Genomic DNA, 23,828 nt, shown 5'->3' with positions numbered 1-23,828 from the left:
CAAATGTTCGAAACATGGTCTACATTATAGTTGAATAGACAATAATCAAAGGAGGAGAAGAAGTGAATAAACATTCTATCATACATAGACCGATAGATAATTATGCATACGTTTGCGCTGATAATAGCGTAAATATAATGATTCAAACACAAAAGGAAGACTGTGAAGGCATCAAACTTATTTATGGGGATCCTTACGATTGGTCAAACAAAGAATGGCGAAATGTGAAAACGCTTATGAGAAAAACGGGGACAGATCAGTTTTTCGATTATTGGCAAGTTGTGATCAAGCCACCTTACCGTCGGCTTCGCTATGGATTTGAGCTTAATGATGGAGTAGACAAGATTTATTTTGGAGAAGGTGGATTTTCGAACCGAAAACCAAAGGATGTAGCTTTCTACTTTGCGGTACCTTTCGTCCATGCATCTGATGCTTTTCAACCACCATCATGGGTAAAGGATACAGTATGGTATCAAATTTTCCCTGAACGATTTGCTAATGGGAATCTTGAAAACGATCCCAAAGAAACGCTTGAATGGGGAAGTAGTGAACCAAAGGCAGATAATTTTTTTGGTGGAGATTTGCAAGGGGTGATCGATCATATTTCCTATTTAAACGATCTTGGAATTACAGGAATCTATTTCACACCCATTTTCAAGGCTTATTCCAATCATAAGTATGATACCATTGATTATTTAGAGATCGACCCGCAATTCGGTGACAAGGAAACGCTGAAACAATTGGTGAAAGTTTGCCATGACAATGGGATAAAAGTGATGCTTGATGCCGTTTTTAATCATTCAGGCTTTTATTTCCCACCATTTCAGGATGTGGTTGAAAAGGGACAGGCTTCCAAATATAAAGATTGGTTTCATATCCGGGAGTTTCCGTTATCCTTTGAACCCATGCCAAATTATGATACCTTTGCCTTCACACCTTTTATGCCAAAGTTAAATACGCAAAATCAAGAGGTAAGAAACTATTTATTGAATGTCGGTCGTTATTGGGTGGAAGAATTTGATATTGATGGTTGGAGACTTGATGTGGCAAATGAAGTAGATTATGCATTTTGGAGAGATTTTCGCCGTGTTGTAAAAGGGATAAAGCCAGATCTATATATCCTTGGTGAAATATGGCATGATGCGATGCCTTGGCTGCGTGGGGATCAGTTTGATGCCGTTATGAATTATCCCTTTACCCGAAATATCCTTGATTTATTTGCTAAAGAAACCATTGACTGTAAACATTTTGTTGAGAGTATGACATCGGTTATTCATAGGTATCCCTCTTCCATAAATGCAAGCGCATTCAATTTAGTTGGTAGCCATGATACCCCTCGAGTTTTGAATGAGTGTTCTGGAGACAAGCGAAAGGTTCGGCAAATTTTGACATTCCTTTTAACATTTATAGGCACACCATGCCTTTATTACGGAGATGAAATTGGGATGGATGGCGGCGGAGACCCTGGTTGTAGAAAATGTATGATATGGGAAGAAGATAAACAAGATCATCACATGCTTGAACATGTTCAAAAGTTAATCGCTCTTCGCAAAAATCAGCCTTTACTTGCGAATGAAGGGGATCTTTCTTTTTTACCTGTGGAGACAAATTCAAATTGTTTTGCGTTTGCGAAAGAGAAGGAAGATAAGAAAATCCTTGTAATTTTTAATTTGTCCAAGCAAGCGGAATCATTCCAAATTCCTGCTCTTTTCAATAGACAAACTCCCATTGATTTATGGAATGGAAAAAGGGTACACGATAAACAGGTACAATTGGAAGCAAAAGGATTTTCTATATTGCAATTTAGCAATTGATACTCCCTCGGATTTTAAAAATGACACCAAAGATTTACGGATAAATTTAAAACCCCTTCTAAAAATGGAATAGTAGAAGGGGTTTTTAAATCGATATTAAGCTTGTAATAATTCGTCCGCTTGCTCCGCAGAAATATCCTTGATAATACTGATTTCACTGACCAGCGCTTTATGGGCTTCATTTAGCAGTTGCTTTTCTGTTGAGTTCAGCGGTTTTTCCTTTTGACGATACAATAAATCTTGTGCAACTTGAGCAGAATTTTCCATTTCTCCTGTTTTAAGCAGCTCCAAATTTTGCTTATATCGTTGTTTCCATGGCAAATCACTGATTGGTTTTTCATCATGAAAATTAGCAACAATACTTCTCACTGTTTGAAGATCAACCACAGACCGGATGCCAGTTTTAACTAAATTCTCCCGTGGCAACATAATGTTTAATTTGGTAATCGGAATAGTAATAACACAATATTCCACCATGTGACCCTGCATTTCTTTCATTTCAATCGCTTGAACAACCCCTGCTCCGTGCATTGGATAAAATACCTTGTCACCTATATCAAACAAAATGATCCACTCCTGTATTCATTCTATTCTTATGATACCACTCAATCGAAAAATATGCAAATTTATTACTATAACATATTAAAATAATCACAGTCAACTGTAAAAGGTTGTCTTTTTGCAAAAAAATTGATTAAAATGCTCTCACGTTGCAAAAGGGCTCTCTTAATAGGTTGGTGAAAAGGTGCTGGGTGTTGAAGTAGTATTCCGTGAACAGAATCATCATTGTTTAAATCTTCAATTGCTTTAATTAATCCCTGTGTATCCATTTCTTCTGGTAGTTGAATCCGAATAGATTTCATCCCAATACTTCTACAGGCATTCCCCTTCATCTTTACATAAGTCTCTGATGCAGGGTTATTACCAACTAAAATAGTTGCAAGACACGGCACTATACCTTTTTCCGTTAGTGCTCCAATTCGTTTCTTTAAGTCGTTTTTTATTTCTTGGGCAACGACTTTACCATCTAAAATGATTGTGTTCATCGACATCCCCTCCAAAAGTGTAATAAAAAAGAGATAAGGATTCCTAGTCCTTATCTCTACCCAGACGACCCGGCATTATCAAAGCATAGCTCCCTTGTGGTTTATTCCACAAAATGTCGTCAGTTACCATGCTTTTGTATTTACCACAAAAGATAACCCATTTTATTGCAAATTGTCAATTGTTTATTAAAATTTCGGCTTTTTTAAGTAAATGCTACCTTGCCATTAGAAATAGCATTTGTGACGGATGGCGTACGGCATTACCTTAAAGGAATGAGGGATTTCGAACGGATTTATTCACTAATCGTTACCGTTTTCTCGCATAACCCGGATTTGGGAATCTGCCAACTCCTTCGCTGTTACCTTTTTTCGCTTCACTCCTGATTTAAGGCACAGCCAGAACCTTCGTCGTTACCTTTTCTCGTTTCACTCCTGATTTAAGGCACAGCCAGAACCTTCGTCGTTACCTTTTTTCGATTCACTCCGGATTTTGGGCACAGCCAAACCCTTCGCCGTTACCTTTTCTCGCTTCACTCCAGATTTAGGGCACAGCCAGAACCTTCGTCGTTACCTTTTTTCGATTCACTCCGGATTTTGGGCACAGCCAAACCCTTCGCCGTTACCTTTTCTCACTTCACTCCAGATTTAGGGCACAGCCAATCCATTCGCCGTTACCTTTTCTCGCCTTACTCCGGATTTAGGGTACAACCAGAACCTTCGTCGTTACCTTTTTTCGATTCACTCCGGATTTTGGGCACAGCCAAACCCTTCGCCGTTACCTTTTCTCGCTTCACTCCAGATTTAGGGCACAGCCAATCCATTCGCCGTTACCTTTTCTCGCCTTACTCCGGATTTAGGGTACAACCAATCCCTTCGTCGTTACCATTTTCACGCGGAACTTTGATTTAAGGCACAGCCAGAACCTGCGCCGTTACCTTTTCTCGCCTCACTCCGGATTTTGGGCACAGCCAGAACCTTTCGTCGTTACTCTTTTAAAAACGAAACAGGCGAATGTTCATTCATTTCGCCTGTTTTTAAATACCTATTCCTTTTAGAAAACGTACGGATGCGCTTATTGATATTTCGGCAACCAATCGCCATGGGCTTCGATCAAGTCATCACAAAGCGCCACAATATCATCGATCGATAGCTCAGCAGCAGTATGTGGATCAAGCATAGCAGCTTGATAAATATATTCCTTCTTCTGTGAAATCGCCGCTTCAATGGTCAGCAGCTGTGTATTAATATTTGTCCTGTTCAGGGCCGCCAATTGTTCTGGTAAATCCCCGACATACGTAGGTGTGATCCCGCTACGATCCACAAGACACGCTACCTCAACGACCGCTTTTTCAGGAAGATTGCTAATGATACGACCTGTATTAAGAACATTTCCCCCAATTTTAAAAGGGACATCGGTTTCCATTGCATCGATAATATAGGAACCATATTCATGGGTTCTTTCATGTTTCAATTCTTTATCGTTTACTAAATCATTTCGCATGTTCTTCCAGCCCTCGATTTGATTCACACACCGACGTGGATACTCATCCAGCGGGATATTGAATTTTTCAATCAATTCTGGGTAACGACTTTTAATAAAATATGGGTGGTATTCAGCATTATGCTCAGAAGATTCGGTAATATAGTAACCAAACCTTTTCATAAGCTCAAAACGGACCATATCATGATGCTTCGTCTTTTGCTTTTCCTCAGCCCGCTTTTTAATTTCAGGGTATAGGTCCTCACCATTGCGGGTAATTTCCAGCAACCAGGCCATATGATTAATTCCAGCGATTTTCCATTGAATATTGTCTGTTGGCATGTCCAATGATTTCAAGAGGCCAGGTGCACAAGCCTGGACACTATGACAAAGCCCTACTGTTTTAATGCCTCCATAGCGAATCATCGTTCCTGTCAGCACAGCCATTGGATTTGTGTAATTCAGGAACCAAGCATCTGGACACACCTCACGCATGTCCTTCGCAAAATCGAGCATAACCGGGATCGTTCTTAGATTTCGGAAAATGCCGCCGATTCCCACTGTATCGGCAATCGTTTGACGGAGCCCATATTTTTTTGGCACTTCGAAATCAGTAATGGTACAAGGATCATAGCCCCCAACCTGAATGGCGTTAATCACATATTTTGCTCCTCGCAGTGCTTCTTTGCGGTCTGTATATGCTTTAATATTGACCGTAGATCCTGTTGTTGCTTTCAAATTATTTAACATATCCTCGGAATCTTTCAATCTTTCTTGATCAATATCAAATAAAGCGAATTCAAACCCTTGGATACTTGGAACGAGCATGCAATCTCCAAGTACGTTTTTCGCGAATACGGTACTTCCTGCACCTAAAAAAGAAATTTTTGACATAATATCCATGCCTCCTTAAAAGATAAATAGCAATTTATTGCTATTTTCGTAACATAAAAAAAAGCTATGCTATATGATTTTTATGATAGATGTTAATTAAAAATGTTACAATGGTAAAAAGAAGTGAAAGAAGGGTAAAATATTGCTGATATAGTTTGGGGCCATACGAAATATGATCCTAATAAAAATTATAACCTATTTTTGAGAATAAGTTTACAGTTAAAATAAAAAGAAAGTTTCATTCATGCATAAAAATCCCTTTCTTTCCAATAACAGAAAGAAACATAGTAGGAGTGAATGTAATGGATGTGAAGAGGCTCAAACAAATTTTGTCTTCATCCTCGGAAATTGATGTAAATTATAATGGTGTTTCTGTCTGGATTGACAGCCTAAATGATGATGGCGAAACAGCAACCGTTCATTTACTTGATCCTCCCCAGCTCGAAGGGAAATCTATTGTAAAAATAACTGAATTAGAGGAAGTATAATCCATTTGCCATTCTTTTTTCAAAATGATAAAATTTTCCGAGAATAATGAACAAGTGAGGCTAATGTTTTGAACTTTTTCACCCCGATTGCTGGGCATGATAATCGACAGCACCAAAATGGAGAAATCATTCTTCCCCATTGAAATATTCTTATCTACTTGCTATATTCATAAAGAGAAATCGCTTATATTCCAACAGTAAAAAGCATAGAAAGCAGGGTATTATATTGCTATCCGAAAATCGAAATAAAAAATATGAATCTTTCGGTTTTAGATTTAGCGGCCTTCATCAAGACAGAATTGTCGGGATCCATTCACTTGGCTGGGAAAACATTGATTCCACTGATTATAATTGGGATGGACTGAAAAGGAGTGAAATTGGCAGGTTTGTGTTTCAATATACGTTATCTGGTCGAGGGACGATTGACATTGAGAACAAAAGGTACTCACTTTCTTCTGGACAAGCCTTTCTAGTAGAATTGCCCAGTCATCATCGCTATTTTTTCCCTAAGGATAGCGAGCATTGGGAGTTTATTCACATTACTTTATTCGGAAAAGAAATCCAAGCGGCCTTCGAATTTATCCATGAAAAAATCGGCTCTGTGATTACCTTTCCTCCAGAGTCGAAACCGATTCAATTATTATTATCCATTTATCAACATGCCGTGGAAAAGAAAATCAATGATGCGTATCAAGCATCCGCTTTGGCGTATCCGTTCATGATGGAACTTTATCGCTTTGCCCGTAATATGGGCTCCTCGTTTCAGCAATGGCCTGAACAAATCGCCAAAGCCGCCTTATTTGCCCAAAAACACTATAATGAACCCATTGGGTTGGATGATTTTGTCTCTGAATCTGGATTATCCAAATATCACTTTACACGGATGTTTCATAGAACAACGACAATGACACCTTTAAAATATTTGACGAAAATTCGGATCGATAAAGCAATGGAATTACTTCGTTCCTCCGATTTATCGATTCAAGAGATTGCCAGATTAGTAGGTTATGCGAATGGAAACTATTTTAGCAAAGTGTTTCATAAACGGATTGGTTTGTCTCCTGGTCAGTTTCGTGAAAGTAAGTATGCTGTGCCCGTTGATCATATTATTGTCGATTAAACATACAAAAATAGTCTTGACCTGAGGTGGATAATGAAAACCAAACCGATTTATGTGGAAATTCCCATACATACGGAAATAGACCGTTTATGGGAGGCCACGCAAAACCCCACGAAGCATGCGCAGTGGGATCTGCGCTTTACAACCATCACGTATAGGCCCAAAAAAGAGGGTGAACCTCAACACTTTACATATAAAACAAAAATTGGATTTGGCATTCACATTGCAGGCTGGGGGAAAAATAGTGGAGAGGCCCATAGCAAAGATGGCTCCCGGACCTCATCATTGCATTTCGGCACAGACCAAGCGATCAGCATCATCCGTGAAGGGCGGGGATATTGGAAATATCAACCTGAAGCAGATGCTATCCATTTTATAACCCAATACAATTATGAAGTAAATGGCGAGAAGTTCGGGAAATTATTCGATCATTTTATTTTCCGCCCTCTTATCGGCTGGGCAACGGCTCTAAGCTTTGATGTTTTAAAAAGATGGCTAGAAAAAGAAGAAAAGCCATCCTTTCAATATAAACGCTTTTTTTGCAGCTGGATAATCACCTTTCTTTTCTTTTTCATTTGGACTTACCACGGATTGGTGCCCAAGATCATCCACGTCCACCCGGAAGAAATTGGAATGATGACCAATTTATTGCGAGTCCATCCTGAACTCGCTCAAACGCTAACAGCGATAATTGGGATTGGCGAAATACTATTCGGAGGATTACTATTAGTTACTCCTCGAAAAAGAAGGCTATACATTTTTCAAATGATTGCTTTCCCTATTCTGGCCCTCTCTGCCATTTTGTCTAATCCAGATTATGTAGCACATCCATTTAGCCCACTCACTTTTAATCTAGCATTAGTGGTCCTATCTTTGCTTGGGTTTTTATTACATAAGGATCTTCCAACTGCGAAAAGCTGCAAACGCAAAAAATGAGGTGTCCATATGTCGATTTATAAAAAGGTCATGGGTGAGGATTTTTTTCGTCTACATCCGATGTTGCAAAATAGATACAGCTTTCCTTTTCAAGCGAAAGGGATCATGAGCAATATCCAAGGTGGCCCCAAATGGTTATTTCCATTTTTTTGGTTAGGAATCAAATGGAAATTATTGTTTCCCGAACGAGGGAAACACATTCCCTTTTCGATTAAAAACACTCCGTTAACAGGTCCTCATGGTGAGGAACAAATTCACTGGGAACGCATTTTTTATTTTGGACAAAAGGAACGATACTTTAATGCGCTTATGAGCTTGGATCAGAATCGGATGTTGATCAAGGATTATCTTGGAGAACCCCGTTTATTTTATTCCGATTTAACGATCTCCGTTTTAAGTGATGGAAGTCTGCAAATCGATTCAAAGGACCAAAGACTTGTTTTAGGCCATTTAGAAATTCCTTTGCCGAAAATTTTTCAAGGTTTAGCAACAGTTAAGGAAAAGTATCTTGAAAAAAGGGATACTTTTTACATTAAAGTCACCGTCACCAATCCCCTTATTGGGACTGTTTTCGCCTATGAAGGAGAGTTTAACGCTCATGAACCTGCATAAATTCATATTTATTCATATTATTCTATTTATTTTCATCGCTGGTTTTAGCCTTCAGCCGTGGCCTTCCACGATGCTGACCATTGCTCAAATTCTCTATATTCCTATCATGTTGCAATTAGTGACAAATGGAGAGGATTGGCTCAGTAAAAATTATTATTATTTTGCCATTCCAGCCTATGGAGCTGTTGCCTTTCTGCAATGGACAGGGCAAACACCTTGGGATGGCTGGGTTGCTGCTATTTATTTTCTCTTCACCGTGATTATGGCTATTTACGGTCTAAACCGTTTTTTAAGGAGAGGCTTTGTTCATCTAGAGGAATTTTCTGTTGATCTTGGATTGATTTATTTGGCAATTGGCGGGGCTTGGTTTTTTGCCTATGAAGCAGGCTTAGATACCGGTTTTTCAGCCTTGCTCACCTGGTTGACCGCCATTCATTTTCATTATTCCGCATTTTTATTGCCGATTTTTATTGGCTTTTTAGGGAGATTGTCAAAGCCAGCTGCTTACCACTGGATGACCAGTTTGCTTTTAGTATCGCCCATGATTGTCGCAATTGGAATCACCTTTTCTCGTTGGATTGAGCTGCTATCTGTTCTTCTCTATATCATTGGAATTGCTGGATTGATTGCCCTAGCTTTCAAAAGTTCCTTCCAAAACGATTGGCAAAAATGGCTTGTGCGTATTTCCTTTCTCTCATTAGCTGTATCAATTAGTTTTTCGCTTTTATATGCATATGGGAACCTATCTTTTACCTTTATTGTCAATATGGATTTCATGCTGCGTTTTCATGGTGTGTTGAACTGTCTTGTATTTGGACTGCTTGGTGTGGCTGGTTGGTCCCTCTGTGTTCCTAAATCCGAAGCTCAAACCGTATCTTTCCCTATTAGTAAAATTCGCGGAAAATGGGTGGTTGGCGAGAAGATCCTTGAAAAAGTTAAAAAAGGGGAAAACGAACCAATCTACCACGGACTTGTCGATGATATGAGTGTCTATGAAATCAATTGTCACACACTATCCCCCGCCATTATTGCTTTTTACGAACGAACCAATGATTATCGTCTTTCTTCTACCATAAGATGGTCTACTTGGTTTAAACCGTTTGCGGCGCTATATCGATTATGGAGTCGGTATGTGCAACAAATCAATTTGCCCATTTCAAGCAAGGAAGTAGAAATGAGAGGCGGAATTTGGGCGATTCAAGAGGAAGTGGATGGGAGAACGGCGCCCAGAGCTTGGGTGCGGAAAGTGGAAAACGAGGTTGTGTTTGTTGCCCTTTATTCTGAGCATAAAACAAAGCAAAAAACCTATATGAATATCGCCCTTCCTCTACCATGGTCAGCGATGGTTGGAATCTTGGATGTAAAGCAGGTAGGGACAGGACTACAATTAACAAGCAAAAGGAAGCATCTCTTGTCAGATTCAGGTATTTATCTCGCTTGGAAAAAACATTTATTCAAACTTCCTTTAGAAGAATGCTTTCAAGTGGAAGAGGTTGCCAAAGGAAAATTAAGAGCAAAACATACAATGTGGATTTTCGGCCTCCCCTTTCTTACGATTGATTATGATATTAAACACAAAAAGGCGGGCTAACCATTCAGTTGGAAAGCCCCCCTTTACCTTTAGGAACTAACCCTTCTCTTTAGTTCCCGATGAATCCTTTTCATTTCTTTTCTGAATTCCTCTTTTTGTACATTTCGATCTTGCGCCATTTCATAAAAATTTTTCCCCGCTTTATGATCGTTAACAATATCGATCATAGCACTATTACTTAACTTCGCAATGACTGCGGCCTTCATCAAATGGTGAATCTTAAAAGAGTTCCCTTCCTGAAGCTTTTTTAGGTCTTCTAGGGAGGTATCAGAATACTCAGCGATATACGCTAAAATCTCCTCTTGATTTTCCAGATAAAACTTTTTCATTTTTTCGTGCTTGGCCTTCATTTTTTCTAAATCAATTCCAAAATGTGCAGCTGTCTTTTCCCAAGAACCACTCTTTTTATAGTACTTTAATACATCCTCCACATCTTTTTTCGCTAAATGAGCGATCCCTTTCGCATGAAAAATATCCTTTTCTGAATATCCTTTTTCCAATAGGGACTGAAATTCCGCTTCCTCCATTTTGAATTGAGCCGGTTCATGAGCCGAAACAGTCACTGTTATCGTACCGCTTCCGATGAGGGAAAAACAAACGGCCATTACCAAGGTTTTAAGCTTTAGCAAAAATGAACACTCCTTTTCGTCTTCGCTTTTCGCTAGTTAGCTTAACCAAAAATGGAAAAATCATTAAAATTAATTTCAAAAAAACTATGTTACAGTTTCCTTCAATGGTCGTGCTCATGCCACCCTTAAGCCCCAACCCTGCCTTAGTTTTCTTGTAAAATCACTTTTTGTAAATGGTTCTGTCGTGCTCTCCTCGTAAAAACGAATTTAAGTGAACTTCACGGAAAATCTCGTCTTCTTCTAAATTAGTGTCCTTTAAATCAATTCTAGCTCCAAGTGATTGAAATGTTTCAACCACATTTTCATACCCCCGTTCAATATGCTCGATATCGGTGATTTTTGTTTGGCCTTCTGCCACTAGCCCCGCAAGGATTAAACAGATGCCCGCCCGAATATCAGAAGCATGAACGTATGAACCTTTTAGAGGTGTTCTGCCTTTAATGAAGGATACACCTGAACGTACTTTAATATCTGCTCCCATCCTTCTTAATTGCTGAACTTTCGGTGAGGATTGCTGAATTTCCGGAGGGGATTGCTGAACTTCGAGAGGGAATTGCTGAACTTCCCGGGGGATTGCTGAACTTTTCATTAATACCACGGAACTTTCAGTGACACAAAGTTCGAGTATCGGAGAACATGGCCTTTCTAGTGGCCAACTATACCTCATTTCGATCGAAATTTTATGATTCAGGAAAATAGTGGAAATAGGAGAGCATCATTTGTTACTGCGCCAATCTACTATTATTCTAACTTTACCACACACAATTTTTTACACAGCTCTCCTTACCCCGAAAAAAACCCTCTGCAGTAGGTTCAAAAACCCCCTTTAGTTAAAAAATTCCATATAAGGTTTTTCTTGTCTATAATAAGCAAGTCTATCTTGTAGTGTACCTGTATGAAATTCAAATTTGTGTCCATCTGGGTCAGTAAAATAAAGCGATTTTTTATCTCTATCATCTCTCGGACGACCTGAAAGAATATTGACCTCCAATGATTTAAGTTTTTCGTACAACGGATCAAAATCTTCTTCATCAATCGAAAAAGCGATATGTGTGTAGGATTGATTAATTTCATTTCGTGGGATTCCCTCTTCTACATTGAGAGCCAGCCACATCCCCGCCAAATCAAAATAGGCTGTATTCTTCCCCTTCACCAGCAGCTTTGCCCCAAAAACCTTTTCATAAAATGAAATGGATGTCTCTAAATTGGAAACAGAAAACAGAAAATGATTCAAACCTTTTATAAACATAATCGCTCCCCTTTCATCACACAAGTCCTCAGTCCATTATAAAGCTAAACATTGTAGATGGAATATATTAAAAAAGACCATACGGGGCTGTGAACGCCGAACGGCCTGTAATAGAATCGCTCTAAGGCGATCAGCATTAAGCGAATAATCCGCTCTATTGTTTCCTAGGCGCAAGGGCGGAGTCCCACAGGATTGTGGGTCAGAACGGCGTGGCGATTGTCGTCGCGCTTTTAGCCGTTCATTCATAACCTCAAATGACAGAATCGCTAGGATTAAGCTTGCGAAAGCAATGGCAAGCATTAATCCTTCGAATACAGTCATCATAACAGCATCTCGCCCCTTGACAGGGGACAAAGAGACGGTATTGACCACCCTTGGAAACCTATTTTATCGCGTACCTTATTATACCATTCCCGATAAATGCAATAGACTTTTTCAACGCTTTCAGTCTCCCTTATTCAATAGTTGTAAAAACCATGGATATAAATCAACGATTCTCAAATGTTTTGGTGTTGCTTCTGTTCCGGTTACAATCATTGGTACCAATGAATCATGTTTATGTAGGGATCCATGTGCCGCGCCTCCGGGATGGATGGGAGTCCCGTCGCCAGCAAATTCAAAACCGGGTTTTGCATCCACGATGATATAATTTCCAGAATGGGAATTTAATGCAGTGTGTAATCGTGCTAGAGCATCTGGGTAATTCCCATATTTGATATGGGAATTGTTTACCGTAAGATCCAAAATAGAATGTTCACCTGTTAAAAACCAAGATTGGCCGTAGGCATCTTTGAAATCACCGTTCGGCCGGAAGATTAAATTTCCTTTCTGACCGTTCGCTACTACCTTTATATCGGCCTCACTTTTCCAGGCGATCAAATTCATTCGATCATCTTTTTGCAATTTCTGTACAATTTCTTCATTTGTTAAATTTTGATCCAAATTATAAATGAACGCCATTCTTTCATTATAGGCTAAGACGATTTGATCATCTTGTTTTACCGGCTCCGTGATTTTGTGGATTTGATAATGATCCAAGATCTTGTTTAAGTGGATGAAAGATTTACTTTTGTCTTTCCCAACCTTCGCTTGTCCGCTGTCTCCCATCGCAATCCAAACAGCAGATTGCAATGCTTTATCCCAAGACTCGTACGTATTCAATACTTCCTGAAGCTGCTTATCTATTTTTTCGATCGCATCTATATGATCTGTAGGGCCATGTTTATGAACCTCTTGATCAAGATCCGGAAAATAGGCGATCGTAAAAGCAGGAAGCTTTCCATTTTGGATGATATATTTTAATTCTTGGGCGGTAAATTTATCATTAAATCCAACCTTTTTCCAAACTTGATTATTTTGATTGTTTTTCGGGCTGAACTGTGCCAATGCACCATAAGAAAATAGCAACGGCGTTTCAATGTTTAATTTTTCCGGCATTATGTCGAACTTCGCTAATAGTTTCGATAGCTTTAACGTCATTTTTTCATTTCCGCGATAGACCAGTGCGTTTATGGACGCACTTTGCAACCCTTTCTCTGCTAACTTTTCATGGATAGTCTTTACATCACGGTTTAAGTGAGAATGATTTAAATGATAAAAATTGTCTTCCACTACATTTTTCATTCCTACTTTAAACACTTCCTCTTTCGCGCTTCCATAATTGACGAGACGCTTTTCTTTTTCATCATACCAAACAAGGCCTGGGACTCGGTGTTTATCCGAATAGGTACCGGTTAAAAGGGAGCTATCGATCGTGACGGACATCGTTGGATAACTGCTAATCACATTTGGATAATAGTGGCCGTTTTCTGTTAAATATTTTAGCGCTGGTGCACGGCCTTCTTTGATTGCTTTCTGCAAAGGCTTGTCCATTAAGGAATCAATGATTAGCAGAATAACGGGATTCTCCGTTTGTGTGATATCTTTCCGTTCCAAGGACTGATTTTCATGTCTCAAGCCCCTTATTAAAAAAAAGATGACTAGCACGATGACAATGATGGTTAAAATATATAACATTTTCTTCATCCTTTTTTCTTTCCTTTTCGATTATTAAAATGATATTCCGGGGGCAATATATTTAGCATACCTTCCCGGAACTAATTCTATACTTTTCAAACGATTGCGGAATGGAGTAGGATGAGGGCCAAGAAAATGATTAGAATACGACTTGAATTATTGGTTATTTTAATACAGATTAAATGAAAACCAAAAAGCATTTAGCATCGCTTTTTAAGCTTACAGAAGAGTGAGCATTAAATATGGAAAATTTGATAAACCATTTTTTGAGGAGAGTAGATTTTGGAGATCAGGGTCATGACTTTTAATATCCACCATGGGAAAGGAATGGATAAGCAAGCAAATTTATATAGAATTGCGGAAGTGATCGATCGTTGTCATGCTGATATCGTTGGGCTAAATGAAGTTGATAACCATTTTTCTAATCGTAGTCATTTTGAGGATCAAGCTGCTTGGCTTGCCAACCAACTAAAACTGGAATATGCTTTTAGCCCGTCTATTTCTATACAGTCACAGCACGTAACAGAGGTACGCCAATATGGAAATGCTCTTTTATCCCGGTTTCCAATTACTTGTAAGAAATACCATTCACTGAATACGCTATATGGGGGCTTGGAAGGGAGGTCTTTACTAGATGCAACCATTCAGGTACATACACAATCTTTCCAAATCAATGTCACCCACTTAAGTCTTAATCCGTTTCTTCATAGAAAGCAAACAGATTTTATTATCAGTCATCTTGATAAAAAATCCGAACCAATCATATTAATGGGAGATTGGAATATGAAACCGTGCTCTAAAGGATGGAGAAAAGTAACAAACAAGTTTCAAGATGTTTGGCATATTGGGGGGAAATGTCCAGGTTATACTTACCCTTCACTTCACCCAAGATCTAGATTGGATTATATATTCACTAGTCGTGATTTTAAAGTGACGGAGGCAAAGGTTGTAACAAACATACCAAATGCCTCTGATCACTTGCCAGTAACAGCAACGCTGCATTACAAAAGTTAAATATATTTTTTATTATTCTTTAGTTAGGACGCTTGTCCAAAACCCGCTCTGAAGATTAAATCTTTTTGTTCTATTTCGCTATAATTCCCTAAAAGGCAAAGGTAAAAATGGTATAATAGGTTAAGGGGGAATTATTTTTCATATGAACAGAGGTGAAATTATGAAGGATTGGGAAGCAGCTTATTTAGCAGGAATTATTGACGGAGAGGGATCAATTACATTGACAAGAATGCATAAAAAAGAATTCCGACGACCTTGTATAACCATTTCTTCATCAGACAAAGAACTTTTAGTTTATATTTAAAACTTTAACAGGTGGATACATTAATAGTAAAAAGAACTATAGGCCAGATAAACATAAGGATTCTTATACATTAAATATAAAGAAAAAAGAAAACGTTCTTTATATATTAAGAAGTGTTAGCCCTTACTTAAGAATACATCAAAAAAGAAGTCGCGCACTCTGGATACTTGAAAATTACGAAAGGGTCACTCCTAGAAACGGAAAATATAATGCGAAAAGTCTTAATTCCAAATTGTTATTTGAAGAGAGGTTTTTCCAGTTATAAAAATGCAAAATAAAAACCACCAAATTATGTATTTGGTGGAGACGGTGGGACGTGCTATTCCATGCTTTCGTCATGGCACTGACTATATCTTGAACCTTGTTTGTTCAGGTCCCTTGGCGTCTTATGCGAAAAATAGATTTGTCACTAGACAGCTTTTCGCATCCTAGTACTACCATTGTTGGCAGCCTATAAGTCGATACACGGCTGTTGGATTGCTCCACATACCGCTCGGCATTGCCTTATTGCAAAGTTTGCAACGTAGGTTTCACCGATAAAGCCAAGTTTTCACTTATGTGTTGCCACATAAGGCGACTATTACTAATCGAACCCACGTCCAGAAATATCGCCACTTAAGCGTCTACGAGTGTAGTCGATATATTGTTATTTCGCAACTTCTTCCGCCTATCGACAGGCATCCGAAGCGCTAGCCTGATTTATCTCTTCCTTGGCCCCCAGGCGGAGGGCTTCCGGCGTATCCCACTAAGAGTGAGTCCCTTACCCTACCACATGGGCGATGGAGGGAGGAACCGCATTAAGGCCTTATTAGGCAGCTGCTAATGCGAAGTTATTGTTTTCTTTGCCAGTTATTATTGGCGTTGACGTTTTAACGAGGCCGATCCCCTCGACTCGCAACTTAAGCTCAAACTATCCCTGTCGAATCCGTAACGTCCCCATGTAAAAAAGGATAAGGATATGATCCTCAATCCATGTCCAAGTGGGAACTCGGAATAGATAAAACCAAATTGCTTACGTTCTTTATTATAACACAATACCTTAAAACATCAAGGATTCACGCCTGCCAATATTTGCTGACGCTATTTTCACTTAAAAATCTTCTCCAATTCAACCGTTACATTTTCAAAAAGAAAAGATTTGGCAGTCTCAGGATATTTGAAGGTACTTATTTCACTGACTTCATTTTTTTCAAAATAGTAGATCGTGACGTCTCGATTGAATGGATTCACGATCCAATATTCTTTGATCCCAGACTCCATGTAGAGATCTAGCTTTTTCACCATATCTTTACTTCTTGTACTATCTGATAATACTTCAACGACTAAGGATGGAACCCCTCGATAGTAATCCCTTTCATCTAAGTGGTCATCCAGATCACAAATCACCATTAAGTCAGGTTGAACCACATTTGGGTCATCGTGATTCACTCTTTTTAAACGGATATCATAAGGGGCAACAAACGGGATGCACGGTCCTCCAAGAAATGCCTCATGAAAGATGACGAGCATTTGGGTAATTGCATACTGATGGGCCGTTTTTGGTGAGGCCAATAAATAAATCTCTCCATCAATGTATTCATAGCGATTCTCCACATCACGAGTTAATTCCAAAAACTCCTCATACGAAGCCTTTCTTCCTTTGAAATGATACTGCTCTGCTGATTCTTTGACTGAACTGTCCCATATAACCTCCTTCGTTGGATGATCCTTCAACGATTGCAATCGAGCGATTTCCGTGCCATTCCGGGTAATAATAATCTCTTCATTGGCAGCAAGTTGTAAATACTTTCCAAAATTATTCTGTACTTCGGTTGAACTGACAATCATGGAATCCCACCTCACAATTCATATTAGCTAAAATAGCTAACTTTATTATAGCTAATAAATCATAAATTGACAAACGCATTCATCTTTTATAGTTCTACTCCCTCAGATTTAGCCTTTACTTGGTACTTCGCATCTTTTCGGATCCATATCCACAAAAAACTGAAACCAACAGCACCGAATAATGCAATCCCTGTGCTTACCTGATACATCATTTGTGGACCAAATGTTCCAAATAACCAGCCACCAAAAAAACCCGCTATGATCCCTGATATGCCTCCCCATGTGAGCGCATAGACAGCCTGTCCACTTGCCCGCAGTTCAACAGGGATCAATTCAGCCGTTAAAGTCGTCCCTATATAATAATAGCCACCAAAACTAATGCTATGTAGCATTTGAATAAAAATAATTTGGACAGGCGATACCGCAATCGACATGAGGTACCAGCGTAGCACAAATAATAAACTGACAACAATCAAACAGCCAATCATAACTGGGATATTTCGTTTTAAATAGCGATCAAACAATAAAAACACAGGCACTTCAAAAATAGCGGTCAAAAAGGCCGCCCAACCGATTAGAACAACAGATCCTCCAAGTTGGTCAATATATAAAGAATTGAATGTTTGATTCATCGAATTGGGCACAGAAATCAATACACCTAATAAAACAAAGACTAAAAAATATTTATTCCCAAATAAGGCTTGACCATATCCGCCTTTTTCTATTTTTTTCGTCCCTTCCACCTTTCCTGTTGGAAGTTTAATTGTAAAAAGAATGGTGAGAAATAACATCCCGCTATACACAATCCAAAGGTTTTCAATTCCTATCCAATCAATTAGTGGGCTAACAGCAACAGCCAGCAGCGCCCAACCTAAAGACCCCCATAATCGAAAAGCACCAAATTTATAGCTAGTTCCTTCAATCGTATTCAAGATCAAACTATTACTTTGCGAAAATAACGGTGTTTGAAATAGAAAAAAACAGAGCATGGCGATAAACGTCCAGACCATCGAATTCAATTGGAACACAAATTGAACAATAATCAAATTCCCGATAAGCATGATCACTAAAATACGGCGAATATTTTGCAGCCGATCGCTCCAATATCCCCAAAAGGGATTGGCAAAGATCGAAACAAACGGGCCACCTGCCATAAGCATGCCAATGGCCATCTTATTAAACCCCACACTCTGAAAATAAAGTGGAAAAAAAGATAGTAAAATTGAAATGGAACCATAAAGAAAAAAATTAAACAGTTTTACATAATTTAGAGTACTTTTGTTTACTGCATTTACATGAGCCAAGCAAATGTTCCTTTCGAAATTGGAATTATTTTGCAGCCAGTAGCATAGAAGCTACCAGCCTAATTTTATAATGAAATAGCAGTCGACATTGACTTTTCCATCACTTCTTGTGCAGAAACTTCTTCGCCTCTTTGATCTGATAGATAAATCGCTTCACTAATTAACATCGTTTGTAAGGCGATATGGGCAGTCGGTAATAAGTCCACCCTTCCTTGCAGCGCCGCGATCCAATGTTGCTGCGATGAATCATAGGCATCTTCATTTTCCCTTAAACGATGGCGGCGGATATCCATCGCATTCAGGTCAACAGTACTATTCAAGTCAAGATCGCTTACAGTCGAGAAAAAACTAAACGGTGTTGACTCGCCTCCAGCCCTCATGGAAGGTAAACGAATACCACCTAAAGATCCTAAAATACTAGATGCTTCGAAATCACCCATATGCGCTGACCAAGCTTCCCTTATATCAAGAGTTAAACCATCTGCAAATTTCACGAACCCTAGCGCTAATTCCTCCACATCGAATTGACTTTCCGCTCGCCTAATAGGATCCATTTCCATCTCCTGATAGACTTTCCCGGAAATTCTTGTAGGCGTTGGGGTGTCTAAGAGATATAACATTTGGGCAATATGGTATACGCCCATATCAATTAGCGCCCCACCAGTCGCAGTTGCTTTATTCGTAAAAAACTTAGTCCCATAGCCATCCACAAATGGTCGGCCTCTTCTACGAAAACCATTAGAGCGTGCATGATAAAGTTTTCCCAGTTTTCCATCATCAATTAAAGCTTTCGCTGCTTTTGTTTCCTTATGATAAAGCGTACCCAATTGAATGTGCAACATTTTTCCGGTTTCTTTTGCCGTTTCTACCATTGCATTTCCATCAAAATAAGTGCCAGCGATCGGCTTTTCACAATAAACATGCTTACCAGCCTTTAATGCAGCGATGGTCATCGGCGCATGAAAATTATTATGCAAGCAAACATCCACTGCTTCAATGTCATCTCTTGCAATTAACTCACGATAGTCTGTATAGACATGGTCAATATTATACTTTTCCGCAACTCTTCTTGCTTCCTGCTCATTTTGATCACATACAGCTACAACTTGTGCGTCTTCTATCGATTCATATAACTCTAAATGCCTTTTCCCAATCTGACCTACTCCGATAATACCAATTCGTATTTTCCGCATAATACTCCCCCTAAAATTTATATGTTCAAAAAGGAACAAGTCAATTTTTAACATCCGACCCTATACGGTTCCATACACCAAAAGCCAAGGTACCGCACCAACAAGCTTGTGGGTGACTTTCCCATTCACACTCGTGTCGGTACTTAGTTGCAGCTTCTTTTCCGACTTTAACCGCTAAAATTATATTTCTGCTTTTTTAATCAATCGCTTCACTGCCCCTAAAAGCCATTCGATCTCGATATATTGGTGTTTCTCTGCGTTATGTTCAATGCTCCAATATCCATCGTACCCAATATCTTTTAACATGCGGATCATACTAACCCCATTTTCAGCTGTAGCTGTTCTAGCATCAAAGTGGGTATGACAAACCCATGGAGCAACCATTTCATCACCAATGCTCTCGTCCTCTTGCCAACGCCCCATATGTAACAAAATCCCGAAGCTAGGATGATGCACAGCTTCTGCAATTTTCTTCAAGTTTTTCGGACTTAACGAAGGACCTGTATGATTTTCCGGACCAATCTTATAACCTAAATTGGCTGCTCGATCACAGAACTCTTTGTAACGGTTTACAATATATTCAAACTGCTCTTCCTCCATACTCATTGAAAAATCCGGATGTGAACCAAAATGGCCTCCTGTATCGATTCGAATCGTTTTGGCTCCAAGGATCTCACCAATTTTTAAATGTTGTAGGGCGTTTTGATATAAATTTTCACGTTTTTCCGGATCTGGATCCCATATATGTGCCCCATCAATCGCATAGTTGACTAACGTCATTTCCCTTTCCTCCAAAGCCTCGCGAATGTTGAATATATACTCTTCTTCAGGGGCCTCAAAACTTCGATTGGCAAATTGCCCATTCCAAAAATCGACTGTATCCAAGCCATACCGATATTTAACCGTTTCCAAATAACCGTAAATATCCATTTTCCCCTCATACATCGTGTTTCTAAACGAATAGCCTCCAATAGATAACTTCATAGAAAAATAACCCCCTTGTCAATTAAAGCTGTGTCTTCTCTCATTTTACCATTATTTTCAAACTACTCCATATTTTTGTTTTATTCTTTAGCCAGTCTTTATAACCGCATTAAACTGCTACAGAATGGGGCATCGTCGCGATTATAGATTAAGAGAAATAAGCTATCAACAAAAAAAGTTGTCCAGCATAAGCATATGCACTGGTCAACTTTTTCATCACTTCAAAATTTATAGTTTTTCGCCTGTAGCAGTTAAGTTCCTAACAATGCGAACTATGCCCACACGATGTAAGGAAGAACAGTGTTGCGCCAGGATGACGTGGGCTTGCTGTTCCTCCTTATCCTCCCTATATCCTTACAAACCTATTGACATACACTTGCCCTTTTGTGCTTATCATTACATTTTTTGCCGTTCTCGGAAGGCTCTTTCGATATCGCGTTTGGCTTCTTTTAGTTTCAATTCTTCACGTTTATCATATTTCTTTTTCCCTTTGGCTAGTCCGATCAAGACTTTCGCATAACCATTTTTAATATAAATCTTTAATGGGATAATCGAGTATCCTTGTTCTTTAGATTCGCCAATTAATTTACTAATTTCTTTGCGATGCAATAATAATTTCCGCGTACGTAGTGGGTCATGATTATAGCGATTCCCTTGCTCATAGGGGCTAATATGGACATTATGCAAGTATAATTCCCCATTTTGTATTCGCGCAAAGGAATCTTTTAAATTGACACGTCCAGCCCGGATCGATTTGATTTCTGTTCCTTGTAAAACCATTCCTGCTTCGTAAGTTTCTTCAATAAAATAATCATGTCTTGCTTTTTTATTTTGCGCAATCAGTTTTCCTTCCCCTTTTGGCATGAATTCTCCCCCCATCTCTACAAATATTCTGTTTCCCTATTATACACGAAGAAGAAAATGGGTAGAAGCCTCAGTCTCCAACCCATTGACTTTATGAGGATGTTCAAAAAGTACGGTAAATTTTATCCTCTCTTTTGATCACACACTTTATTGTTTTTTTCTACCTTTATTGCGATACGCTTTTTTCTTCTTTTTTCGCGGCGGTCTTGTAGACCATTCCTCATTATCCTTATTTCCTTGTGGTCCCTTCCCTTTACGCCCCTTATTTAATTTAACAATTTGTGGTTTCGCTTCTTCCTCTTTCTTTTGCCGCTTTTTCTTCATACCGACAATTTCAAAATCAATATCATGTTCATCTTTATTGACATTGATGACTCGAACTGTAATTTCATCCCCAATTCGAAAGACATTTCCCGTTCTTTCTCCGATCATCGCAAAATGACGCTCATCATAATGATAATAATCATCCGTCATATAACTAACATGGACGAGCCCTTCAATCGTATTGGGCAATTCGACAAACAGACCAAAATTTGTGACAGAGCTAATAATTCCATCAAACTCTTCCCCGATTTTATCTTGCATATATTCCGCTTTTTTCATTTCATCTGTATCCCGCTCAGCCTCTACAGCACGACGTTCCATTTTCGAAGCATGCTCTGCGATATCTGGAAGCTCCGCATTCCACTTTCCTCGTGTTTCCTCGTCTAACTTCCCTTCAAATAAATAAGTGCGGATCAAACGATGGACGATTAAATCCGGATACCGGCGAATTGGTGAAGTAAAGTGAGTATAAAATTTCGTTGATAGCCCGAAATGGCCCACACTTTCTGGATCATACTTCGCCTGCTGCATAGAGCGTAACATAACAGTTGAAATCACCATTTCTTCTGGTTTCCCAGAAACCGTCTCAATAATTTCTTGAAGAGCACGAGGATGAACAGAATTGGCGGTTCCACGTACAACCAAACCGAAATTTGTGATAAACTCGAAAAATCTTTGTAATTTATCTTCTTTCGGGTCTTCATGAATTCGATAAATAAAAGGGACATCCATCCAATGGAAACGCTCTGCCACCGTTTCATTGGCAACTAGCATAAATTCCTCAATCAGCCGTTCCCCAATGGAGCGTTCGCGCGTGACTACATCTGTCGGCTTTCCTTCTTCGTCTACTAAAACTTTTGCTTCTTTAAAATCAAAATCAATTGCTCCACGCTTCATGCGCTTCTTTTGTAAAACGCCTTGAAGCTCTTCCATTAATTCAAACATCGGGACAAGCGGTTCATATTTTTCCCGCAGCTCTTCATCTTTCTCAATTAATATCCGATTAACCGCCTCATAAGTCATTCTTTCGGTTGTCTTAATGAGCCCTGGGAAAATTTCGTGACTTACCACTTCCCCTTGTCCATTAATTTCCATTTCACAAGAGATTGTAAAACGATCCACCTGTGGGTTTAAAGAACAAATTCCATTTGATAAACGATGGGGGATCATTGGAATCACACGATCAACTAAATAGACACTTGTCCCGCGCTCGTACGCCTCTCGATCAATCGCTTCCCCTTCGCAAACATAGTAGCTTACATCGGCAATATGAACCCCTAATTTATAATGTCCATTAGGTAGTCGAGATAATGTGACGGCATCATCCAAATCCTTTGCATCCGCCCCATCAATCGTTACAATGGTCTCCTCACGTAAATCTCTTCGGTTCGGAAAGTCACGTTCATCCACCACATCCGGAATCCGGTTCGCTTCCTCCATGACCTCGTCTGGGAAGGCAAGTGGCAGCTCATGCTGATAAATAATCGATAAAATGTCAACGCCTGGATCATTTTTATGACCAAGGATTTCTACAATCTCTCCCTCCGCATTTTTACGATCTTCCGGAAAAGTTGTAATATGTACAACTACCTTATGGCCATCGACTGCCCCCATCGTTTTATTCTTCGGAATAAAAATATCATCGGCAATCTTCTTATCATCCGGGACCACAAAACCAAAATATTTCGATTCTGAATAGGTTCCCACCATTTTTTCAGAGCCACGTTTTAAAATCCGGACGACCGTTCCTTCGCGGCGAGATCCCTTACTTTCATTTGAAATACGTACCAATACGTGATCCCCATGCATGGCACCATTTTTTTCATGCGGAGGGATAAAGACATCATCGAGGCTTTTATCATCTGGCAATAAAAAAGCAAAACCTTTCGCATGCCCCGATAGTGTTCCGCGTATCAAATTCATTTTTTCTGGTAAGCCATAACGATTACTTCTCGTTCTTACAACCATCCCTTGTTCTTCCAAATAGACAAGGGACTTTACCAGACTTTTAAAATCATCTGCCTCTGTAACCTGTAAGTCTTCCTCTATTTCACTTACAGTTAAGGGTTTTCCTTTCTCCTGCAGATAATCTAGTATCTTCTCTATAAATATTTGTATATTATCGTCCATCCTTCGTCC

The 23,828-nt window shown here is 39.2% G+C and carries 22 protein-coding genes, 1 other RNA gene and 1 riboswitch; of the genes, 8 read left to right on the top strand and 15 right to left on the bottom strand.

Annotated features, from left to right (window positions below):
• Positions 1-62 precede the first annotated feature (62 nt).
• Positions 63-1,814: an alpha-glycosidase gene (locus MUB24_RS04970; RefSeq protein WP_244702014.1), complete on the top strand. Its 1,752-nt coding sequence runs from the start codon at positions 63-65 to the stop codon at positions 1,812-1,814.
• A 96-nt stretch (positions 1,815-1,910) separates the two neighbouring features.
• On the opposite strand, the gene MUB24_RS04965 is transcribed toward MUB24_RS04970, so the two are convergent.
• From MUB24_RS04965 to melA, 3 genes are all read right to left on the bottom strand, one after another.
• A complete protein-coding gene (locus MUB24_RS04965; protein ID WP_244702012.1) occupies positions 1,911-2,378 on the bottom strand; it encodes a CarD family transcriptional regulator in 468 nt (155 codons plus the stop codon).
• A 68-nt stretch (positions 2,379-2,446) separates the two neighbouring features.
• Entirely contained in the window at positions 2,447-2,860 is a 414-nt protein-coding gene (locus tag MUB24_RS04960) for a tetrahydrofolate dehydrogenase/cyclohydrolase catalytic domain-containing protein (protein WP_244702010.1), read from the bottom strand.
• A 51-nt stretch (positions 2,861-2,911) separates the two neighbouring features.
• Positions 2,912-2,997: riboswitch (ZMP/ZTP riboswitch) on the bottom strand.
• A 935-nt stretch (positions 2,998-3,932) separates the two neighbouring features.
• Entirely contained in the window at positions 3,933-5,234 is a 1,302-nt protein-coding gene (gene melA / locus MUB24_RS04955; RefSeq protein WP_244702008.1) for an alpha-glucosidase/alpha-galactosidase, read from the bottom strand.
• Positions 5,235-5,536: 302 nt separating this feature from the next.
• On the opposite strand from melA, the gene MUB24_RS04950 reads away from it, so the two are divergent.
• From MUB24_RS04950 to MUB24_RS04930, 5 genes are all read left to right on the top strand, one after another.
• Entirely contained in the window at positions 5,537-5,722 is a 186-nt protein-coding gene (locus MUB24_RS04950; RefSeq protein ID WP_244702006.1) for an H-type small acid-soluble spore protein, read from the top strand.
• Positions 5,723-5,948: 226 nt separating this feature from the next.
• Positions 5,949-6,842: an AraC family transcriptional regulator gene (locus MUB24_RS04945; protein ID WP_244702004.1), complete on the top strand. Its 894-nt coding sequence runs from the start codon at positions 5,949-5,951 to the stop codon at positions 6,840-6,842.
• Positions 6,843-6,875: 33 nt separating this feature from the next.
• The gene (locus MUB24_RS04940) at positions 6,876-7,778 is read left to right on the top strand and encodes a DoxX-like family protein (RefSeq protein WP_244702002.1); all 903 of its coding nucleotides are present in this window, start codon (positions 6,876-6,878) and stop codon (positions 7,776-7,778) included.
• A gap of 9 nt (positions 7,779-7,787) precedes the next feature.
• Complete coding sequence (locus MUB24_RS04935; RefSeq protein WP_244702000.1) at positions 7,788-8,390, top strand: DUF4166 domain-containing protein; 603 nt, start codon at positions 7,788-7,790, stop codon at positions 8,388-8,390.
• A complete protein-coding gene (locus tag MUB24_RS04930) occupies positions 8,377-9,981 on the top strand; it encodes a YndJ family protein (protein WP_244701998.1) in 1,605 nt (534 codons plus the stop codon). The genes MUB24_RS04935 and MUB24_RS04930 overlap by 14 nt, the downstream gene beginning before the upstream one ends.
• A gap of 29 nt (positions 9,982-10,010) precedes the next feature.
• Here the strand turns inward: MUB24_RS04930 and MUB24_RS04925 are convergent, their stop codons facing one another.
• From MUB24_RS04925 to MUB24_RS04905, 5 genes are all read right to left on the bottom strand, one after another.
• Positions 10,011-10,610, bottom strand: a complete 600-nt coding sequence (locus MUB24_RS04925; protein ID WP_244701997.1) for a hypothetical protein — start codon at positions 10,608-10,610, stop codon at positions 10,011-10,013.
• Positions 10,611-10,770: 160 nt separating this feature from the next.
• Positions 10,771-11,199 (bottom strand): hypothetical protein, encoded by a 429-nt coding sequence (locus tag MUB24_RS04920; protein WP_244701996.1) that lies wholly within the window; start codon positions 11,197-11,199, stop codon positions 10,771-10,773.
• Between the two features lie 237 nt (positions 11,200-11,436).
• Positions 11,437-11,859, bottom strand: coding sequence for a FosM family fosfomycin resistance protein (fosM, locus tag MUB24_RS04915; protein ID WP_244701995.1), 423 nt, complete (start codon positions 11,857-11,859; stop codon positions 11,437-11,439).
• 36 nt (positions 11,860-11,895) lie between these two features.
• Positions 11,896-12,183, bottom strand: a complete 288-nt coding sequence (locus MUB24_RS04910; protein ID WP_244701994.1) for a putative holin-like toxin — start codon at positions 12,181-12,183, stop codon at positions 11,896-11,898.
• Positions 12,184-12,303: 120 nt separating this feature from the next.
• Complete coding sequence (locus tag MUB24_RS04905; protein WP_244701993.1) at positions 12,304-13,884, bottom strand: alkaline phosphatase family protein; 1,581 nt, start codon at positions 13,882-13,884, stop codon at positions 12,304-12,306.
• A gap of 273 nt (positions 13,885-14,157) precedes the next feature.
• Here MUB24_RS04905 and MUB24_RS04900 point away from each other — a divergent pair, with 273 nt between their 5' ends.
• Together MUB24_RS04900 and MUB24_RS04895 are read left to right on the top strand one after the other, a co-directional pair.
• A complete protein-coding gene (locus MUB24_RS04900) occupies positions 14,158-14,889 on the top strand; it encodes an endonuclease/exonuclease/phosphatase family protein (protein ID WP_244701992.1) in 732 nt (243 codons plus the stop codon).
• Positions 14,890-15,031: 142 nt separating this feature from the next.
• On the top strand, positions 15,032-15,193 hold the full coding sequence (locus MUB24_RS04895; protein ID WP_244701991.1) for an LAGLIDADG family homing endonuclease: 162 nt from the start codon (positions 15,032-15,034) through the stop codon (positions 15,191-15,193).
• A gap of 584 nt (positions 15,194-15,777) precedes the next feature.
• Here MUB24_RS04895 and ssrA read toward each other — a convergent pair.
• The 7 genes from ssrA to rnr form a co-directional block, all read right to left on the bottom strand.
• Positions 15,778-16,123: a transfer-messenger RNA gene (gene ssrA, locus MUB24_RS04890) on the bottom strand.
• 156 nt (positions 16,124-16,279) lie between these two features.
• Positions 16,280-17,020: a type II toxin-antitoxin system Phd/YefM family antitoxin gene (locus MUB24_RS04885; RefSeq protein WP_244701990.1), complete on the bottom strand. Its 741-nt coding sequence runs from the start codon at positions 17,018-17,020 to the stop codon at positions 16,280-16,282.
• Between the two features lie 86 nt (positions 17,021-17,106).
• A complete protein-coding gene (locus MUB24_RS04880) occupies positions 17,107-18,324 on the bottom strand; it encodes an MFS transporter (protein WP_244701987.1) in 1,218 nt (405 codons plus the stop codon).
• 65 nt (positions 18,325-18,389) lie between these two features.
• Positions 18,390-19,517 (bottom strand): Gfo/Idh/MocA family protein, encoded by a 1,128-nt coding sequence (locus MUB24_RS04875; protein ID WP_244701985.1) that lies wholly within the window; start codon positions 19,515-19,517, stop codon positions 18,390-18,392.
• Positions 19,518-19,697: 180 nt separating this feature from the next.
• Complete coding sequence (locus MUB24_RS04870; RefSeq protein ID WP_244701983.1) at positions 19,698-20,501, bottom strand: sugar phosphate isomerase/epimerase family protein; 804 nt, start codon at positions 20,499-20,501, stop codon at positions 19,698-19,700.
• A 396-nt stretch (positions 20,502-20,897) separates the two neighbouring features.
• On the bottom strand, positions 20,898-21,365 hold the full coding sequence (smpB, locus tag MUB24_RS04865; protein ID WP_244701980.1) for an SsrA-binding protein SmpB: 468 nt from the start codon (positions 21,363-21,365) through the stop codon (positions 20,898-20,900).
• A gap of 147 nt (positions 21,366-21,512) precedes the next feature.
• On the bottom strand, positions 21,513-23,819 hold the full coding sequence (gene rnr, locus MUB24_RS04860) for a ribonuclease R (protein ID WP_244701978.1): 2,307 nt from the start codon (positions 23,817-23,819) through the stop codon (positions 21,513-21,515).
• Positions 23,820-23,828 lie beyond the last annotated feature (9 nt).

Origin of the sequence: Lederbergia sp. NSJ-179 (genome assembly GCF_022867885.1) — a bacterium.
Lineage (GTDB): Bacteria > Bacillota > Bacilli > Bacillales > Bacillaceae_C > Lederbergia.
This window is presented reverse-complemented; position numbering and strand designations above follow the sequence as displayed.

What these genes read in the sequence shown, in the direction of transcription:
- MUB24_RS04935 (WP_244702000.1), top strand. Translation starts at nt 7,788, where the DNA reads ATGTCGATTTATAAAAAGGTCATGGGTGAGGATTTTTTTCGTCTACAT.
- MUB24_RS04940 (WP_244702002.1), top strand. Translation starts at nt 6,876, where the DNA reads ATGAAAACCAAACCGATTTATGTGGAAATTCCCATACATACGGAAATA.
- MUB24_RS04920 (WP_244701996.1), bottom strand. Translation starts at nt 11,199, where the DNA reads ATGAAAAGTTCAGCAATCCCCCGGGAAGTTCAGCAATTCCCTCTCGAA.
- rnr (WP_244701978.1), bottom strand. Translation starts at nt 23,819, where the DNA reads ATGGACGATAATATACAAATATTTATAGAGAAGATACTAGATTATCTG.
- MUB24_RS04910 (WP_244701994.1), bottom strand. Translation starts at nt 12,183, where the DNA reads ATGATGACTGTATTCGAAGGATTAATGCTTGCCATTGCTTTCGCAAGC.
- melA (WP_244702008.1), bottom strand. Translation starts at nt 5,234, where the DNA reads ATGTCAAAAATTTCTTTTTTAGGTGCAGGAAGTACCGTATTCGCGAAA.
- MUB24_RS04875 (WP_244701985.1), bottom strand. Translation starts at nt 19,517, where the DNA reads ATGCGGAAAATACGAATTGGTATTATCGGAGTAGGTCAGATTGGGAAA.
- MUB24_RS04950 (WP_244702006.1), top strand. Translation starts at nt 5,537, where the DNA reads ATGGATGTGAAGAGGCTCAAACAAATTTTGTCTTCATCCTCGGAAATT.
- MUB24_RS04930 (WP_244701998.1), top strand. Translation starts at nt 8,377, where the DNA reads ATGAACCTGCATAAATTCATATTTATTCATATTATTCTATTTATTTTC.
- smpB (WP_244701980.1), bottom strand. Translation starts at nt 21,365, where the DNA reads ATGCCAAAAGGGGAAGGAAAACTGATTGCGCAAAATAAAAAAGCAAGA.
- MUB24_RS04905 (WP_244701993.1), bottom strand. Translation starts at nt 13,884, where the DNA reads ATGAAGAAAATGTTATATATTTTAACCATCATTGTCATCGTGCTAGTC.
- MUB24_RS04885 (WP_244701990.1), bottom strand. Translation starts at nt 17,020, where the DNA reads ATGATTGTCAGTTCAACCGAAGTACAGAATAATTTTGGAAAGTATTTA.
- MUB24_RS04870 (WP_244701983.1), bottom strand. Translation starts at nt 20,501, where the DNA reads ATGAAGTTATCTATTGGAGGCTATTCGTTTAGAAACACGATGTATGAG.
- MUB24_RS04895 (WP_244701991.1), top strand. Translation starts at nt 15,032, where the DNA reads ATGAACAGAGGTGAAATTATGAAGGATTGGGAAGCAGCTTATTTAGCA.
- fosM (WP_244701995.1), bottom strand. Translation starts at nt 11,859, where the DNA reads ATGTTTATAAAAGGTTTGAATCATTTTCTGTTTTCTGTTTCCAATTTA.
- MUB24_RS04960 (WP_244702010.1), bottom strand. Translation starts at nt 2,860, where the DNA reads ATGAACACAATCATTTTAGATGGTAAAGTCGTTGCCCAAGAAATAAAA.